At 48.9% G+C, this 1,512-nt stretch carries 2 protein-coding genes; both read left to right on the forward strand.

What is annotated here, in order from left to right:
- A partial coding sequence (locus Q319_RS0123500; RefSeq protein ID WP_029484791.1) for a type IV pilin protein occupies nt 1-417 on the forward strand: 417 nt, incomplete at its 5' end.
- A gap of 223 nt (nt 418-640) precedes the next feature.
- A complete protein-coding gene (locus Q319_RS0123505) occupies nt 641-1,063 on the forward strand; it encodes a type IV pilin protein (RefSeq protein ID WP_029484792.1) in 423 nt (140 codons plus the stop codon).
- Nucleotides 1,064-1,512: the final 449 nt, after the last annotated feature.

Consider the following 1,512-nt stretch of genomic DNA (forward strand, 5'->3'; position numbering starts at 1 on the left):
ATGAAGAACAACACCGAAGGCTTCACCCTGATTGAGCTGCTCATCGTCATCGCCATTATCGGGATCCTGGCTGCTGTGCTGATCCCCAACCTGCTGGGTGCTCAGAAGCGCGCCTATGACACCGGCGCCCAAGCCTGCGCCAAGAGCATTCAGACGGCCCAAGCCACCTACCAGATTGATAATCAGACCTACGCTATAATGGGCAAGACTGCACTTACCACCATCACCAAGACTACGGACGGCATCGCTGTAAACTGTGGTGATGCCAACATGGTCGTGACCGCTGGTACCGCTGACGTGGCGACTTACTCGATCACTGTGGGCGACAAGCGCGGCAGCAAGACCTACACCGTAACTCCCTCTAAGTTGGAAGGCGCTAGTCCTGCTCCTGCTGCAGCAGCCGTCTCCGCGATCTGATTGTCGCGTAATTTTTGACAGTGAGCCTTACGGGGTAAATGAACCACCACGTGAGGCCTATAAAAATCTCAGTGATTAAGATTAGAGCATTTGTCCGAATAGAAGCACTAGCAAAAATGATTTCTGGTGCTTCCATTTGCTGATGCGTAGCTTTGAACGTCACACGTGCTTCGGTCGGTCAAAAGTGAATAGCTCTTTTGAAAAATGCACCAGGAGAACCACCATGAAGAACAACATCGAAGGCTTCACCCTGATCGAGCTGCTCATCGTCATTGCCATCATCGGGATCCTAGCCGCTGTACTGATCCCTAACCTGTTGGGCGCTCAGAAGCGTGCCTATGACACTGGTGCCCAGGGCTGCGCCAAGAGTCTTCAGACAGCCCAGGCTACCATGCAAATCGACAAGCAAGGCTATTTCGGAGCTTCAAAAGCTAAGGGCGACACTGTCCTCACTTATACGATAGGATCGCTCGCGGCTGCCCCAGCTGCTGGAACAGTTGATGGCATCTCTAGCAGCTGTCTCGATAAAAACATCATAATCGCGACAACAGGTACTACAACTGGTGCTGACTACACGATGACAGTGAAAGATGATCGTGGTAGTAAAACCTATGCCATCACCCCGAGTGGGCTTACCGGTAGCTGAAGTTAAATGCGTCTTAAATAATCTTCTGTACTAAGTACAGAGGATTATTTAATTATATCTAAAACAAATCTATGTCATATCTGCAGCCGACGCTATCGAGTTGCATGGAGTAATCTTACGCATTATCGTAGATTATCACAGATCAGTGGTGTTAACCATCATTCGTTTCGAAAGTCCTTTGGGTTAAAGATGAGATATTTTGTGACCCGGAGCATCTGACATAAGAGGCGCGTCCTAATGAGTGAAGTCAGAGTGTTCGGAGACGCTCTTGGAAACTTCCTAACTTCGGTCAGCTTGATAAAAATTTCGATAAAAACTATAGCCGATAAAAATCGAAGTTGTTCAGTGTTGAAACTTCACTGTGAAAGGAGGCTGTAAGAAACGTCTTCGTACAGTTAGCTCAAGCAGGACAGGAGACACCCGCACCTGCAAGCCATAAGTAGGCGGGC

This window comes from Deinococcus marmoris DSM 12784 (assembly GCF_000701405.1).
Taxonomy (GTDB): domain Bacteria; phylum Deinococcota; class Deinococci; order Deinococcales; family Deinococcaceae; genus Deinococcus; species Deinococcus marmoris.